The 2875-nt window shown below is 44.4% G+C and carries 8 protein-coding genes; all 8 read left to right on the plus strand.

The window, feature by feature from the left end; genetic code table 11:
- Nucleotides 1-425 (plus strand): YopX family protein (locus BTO30_RS16240; protein WP_211272857.1); only part of this gene is annotated, 425 nt, incomplete at its 5' end.
- Between the two features lie 56 nt (nt 426-481).
- Entirely contained in the window at nt 482-751 is a 270-nt protein-coding gene (locus BTO30_RS16245; RefSeq protein WP_143332001.1) for a hypothetical protein, read from the plus strand.
- Nucleotides 752-943, plus strand: coding sequence for a hypothetical protein (locus BTO30_RS16250; RefSeq protein ID WP_075399740.1), 192 nt, complete (start codon nt 752-754; stop codon nt 941-943).
- On the plus strand, nt 921-1571 hold the full coding sequence (locus tag BTO30_RS16255; protein WP_075399741.1) for a dUTP diphosphatase: 651 nt from the start codon (nt 921-923) through the stop codon (nt 1569-1571). The genes BTO30_RS16250 and BTO30_RS16255 overlap by 23 nt, the downstream gene beginning before the upstream one ends.
- Nucleotides 1571-1738 (plus strand): DUF6011 domain-containing protein, encoded by a 168-nt coding sequence (locus BTO30_RS17445; protein ID WP_245796548.1) that lies wholly within the window; start codon nt 1571-1573, stop codon nt 1736-1738. The genes BTO30_RS16255 and BTO30_RS17445 overlap by 1 nt, the downstream gene beginning before the upstream one ends.
- Nucleotides 1719-2183 (plus strand): DUF1064 domain-containing protein, encoded by a 465-nt coding sequence (locus tag BTO30_RS16260; protein WP_075399742.1) that lies wholly within the window; start codon nt 1719-1721, stop codon nt 2181-2183. Before BTO30_RS17445 ends, BTO30_RS16260 begins: the two co-directional genes overlap by 20 nt.
- 111 nt (nt 2184-2294) lie before the next feature.
- On the plus strand, nt 2295-2645 hold the full coding sequence (locus tag BTO30_RS16265; RefSeq protein ID WP_075399743.1) for an IDEAL domain-containing protein: 351 nt from the start codon (nt 2295-2297) through the stop codon (nt 2643-2645).
- A complete protein-coding gene (locus BTO30_RS16270) occupies nt 2587-2856 on the plus strand; it encodes a hypothetical protein (RefSeq protein ID WP_143332003.1) in 270 nt (89 codons plus the stop codon). The genes BTO30_RS16265 and BTO30_RS16270 overlap by 59 nt, the downstream gene beginning before the upstream one ends.
- Nucleotides 2857-2875: the final 19 nt, after the last annotated feature.

Here is a 2875-nt window from a genome sequence, read left to right on the forward strand (position 1 = left end):
AAAGGGACGTGGTATTGATGCGTGAGATTAAGTTTCGGGCATTCATTAATGGATCAATGTGGAACGTAAACGGATTAGCTTGTTCAGATGATTCGGAGCAAATGGATCTAATTGATCATTCTATTGGTGGATATAGCGAAGTCCACAATTATGACCTTACTGACAATTGCATTTTGATGCAATACACCGGATTAAAAGATGGAAATGACGTTGAAATTTACGAAGGTGACATCCTTGAAGATTTCCTTGATAACAAACGTTATAAAGTAGTCTGGGACGATTACGGTTCGTGGGTTTTCATTCCCATCGGAGCGGAAGGACACGGAATGGATTACTACGAATTTGAAGATGAGACTTCAAGTTTCGCCGTTGTCATCGGAAATATTTACGAAAATCCAGATCTTCTTAAATCTGGAAATGAGTAGGTATGCGAAAGTATTCCGCTGTCCCTGAATTGCTTTTTCTGTCTTTGAGAGATTCGGTGTACTTTGACAGCGTGAACGGCGTTGTCGGCTTGTCCGGCACACACGTTGATTATATCTTGACTGCGTTAGAGCTCGAGGACTTAGACCGGTCGCAAGTGACTCGAAGCTACGAATCTATCGGGCTTAGTGTAACAATCACAAAATCTTATCACAAGCAGTTGCTTGATCGGCTGTTTCCGCTGCACGGACCGGTTTTAGAAAGGCTGAAACTAGCTGCCAAGCCGTCTGAAACAGTCGAACAATTAAGTTTATTCGGAGGCGATTGATTGCACTACACAAAACAATCATACGAAATGCTCGTTGCGGCTAATGCACACGCGAATAACCCGAAACCGACATACGAGGAACGGGAAAAACTGATTGCTGAGTACCGGCAAAACAGCATGACAAAGGTGCAGAAAATCACGGCTGATCTTGTGAAGGAGGTTATGACTGATGATTCTAACAAAGTTGATTGATATGCAACGGGTGCTGGATGAACACATTATGAATGAGCATCCCGAATTAAAGGGGCAAGATAATTTAGACTGGAAGATTCTTGCATTGATCGCAGAGATTGGTGAATGCGCGAATGAATGGCGTGGTTTTAAAAAATGGAGTAATAATCAAAAACCTTGTACTTGGAAGCGGGAAAATTGCCCGGATTGTTTTACAAAGGGTTATTGGAGAGGTAACCCGCCAGTAGACAAAGAGAAAGGGGCTCACGCTTTAGGGAACCATTGGTATCACTGCGAAAAATGCGCGGGCTATCTTGTCGTTGATAGAAACCCGCTTCTTGAAGAATACGTTGACTGCCTGCATTTCATTTTAAGCATCGTCATCGAGTTAGGGCATGAAAAATTAGAGTATTGGGAATGGCCACATGAATTTGAAATTACAGCAGGGTTTATTGGTTTGGCCGGTCGTTCCAGGGACATAAACATGTTTTGGGATTTAGAAGGGGCAGTGGATATCGTACACACAGAAAATCTTCTTTCTCAATTCGTTGCGTTAGGCAAAAAGCTAAGCTTTACCTGGGAACAGATCGAAGAAGCGTACTTTGCAAAAAATGCAGTCAATCACCAGCGGCAGGAGAGTGGATATTGATGAGACTCTGTGAACGCTGTAACCGGCTGCTCAAGTCGCAAAAAAGCATGGGTGCCGGCATGGGCCCTGTCTGCAAGAAAAAAGCCGCGGAAGAAGCTGCACAAGCCGAATTTGAGCGAAATCAAGTCACGATTTTTGAGGTGCTGTATGACAAGGAAGCCGGTTAAAACAGCAGGGCGTAACTGGAACGCTAAGAAAACCTTCGCTTTCGGCAAGGTGTTTGACAGCAAAGCAGAGGCTGAATACTACAAGCTTCTGCTTGCTGATCCGGCGGTCGAGAAAGTCGAAGTGCAACCGGTATATGAAATTATCCCAGCATACATCGTCACATGTCGTCGATGTGAAGGCACAGGGCGTCAAATCAGCACGAAAACAAAACGCGAGATAAAATGCTCTCTCTGTTCCGGAAAAGGCTCTAAAACGAAGGCAGGGGCGAAATACACGGCTGATTTTCATGTCACATATAAAGATGGAAAGACTGAAGTGGTGGACGTGAAAGGTGGTCCTGCTTCACGGGATTTCTCCTTGCGGCGGAAGCTGCTTGAACAGGCGATCGGGCAGGAAGTGGCTGTGATGGAATATAAAAATGGGACTTGGAGGCGGAAACGGTGAAAAATAATTTAAATGAGTTTTTGAGGTCACCATCGTCTTAATGACCTTTTCTATAGTTTCTTTTTTAAAATTGTTTGCGGCAGAAAGCTTAGAAGATAAGGGGTGACTGCCTTGTTGAGGATTGGGGAGTGGGTTTCAGTTCAAATAGGCGACATTACAGCGATCGGTTATATCAGCAACGTCGGTTATTACGGTCATCAAATAGAATTAACGAAAGTTGCGCGGATCATAGGCGGCGAAATTGAATGGAACCGGCCGACGAAAGGATCATATGAAGCTCATCGACTAGAGCCAGTCGGAACGTTGTTGGATGAATGGCAGGATAAGTCGGCATTGATCGATCTGGCCCTTCTAACGGGGGACAAGCAGTGGTTTGAGGAATTGACAGGGCAGGTGATACAGCATGAGCAGGCGCGATATACGAAAACTCAGCAAAGCTTCAAAAGGCTCGAATCAAGCTAAATACAAGCAGTTGCAAGAAGAATTCGACCGGTATAAACAAAATAATGAAATGAAAATTGCTGTTGTGAATGAAGTCCGTGAAGAAAATAAACGACTTAGATCGGCACTTACTAAGATTGCAATCGACGATCTCAAATGGGGGCAAAGCATCATCAAATCACGCGAGCGGCTGCAAAAGATTGCAAGTGCCGCATTGGAGGATTTTAAATAATGGCATACCGCGGAGCAGT

The organism is Domibacillus antri (assembly GCF_001936625.1).
GTDB lineage: Bacteria > Bacillota > Bacilli > Bacillales > Domibacillaceae > Domibacillus > Domibacillus antri.

Coding starts and splice junctions, on each gene's coding strand:
- BTO30_RS16255 (WP_075399741.1), top strand. CDS start 921: ATGATTCTAACAAAGTTGATTGATATGCAACGGGTGCTGGATGAACAC.
- BTO30_RS17445 (WP_245796548.1), top strand. CDS start 1,571: ATGAGACTCTGTGAACGCTGTAACCGGCTGCTCAAGTCGCAAAAAAGC.
- BTO30_RS16260 (WP_075399742.1), top strand. CDS start 1,719: ATGACAAGGAAGCCGGTTAAAACAGCAGGGCGTAACTGGAACGCTAAG.
- BTO30_RS16270 (WP_143332003.1), top strand. CDS start 2,587: ATGAGCAGGCGCGATATACGAAAACTCAGCAAAGCTTCAAAAGGCTCG.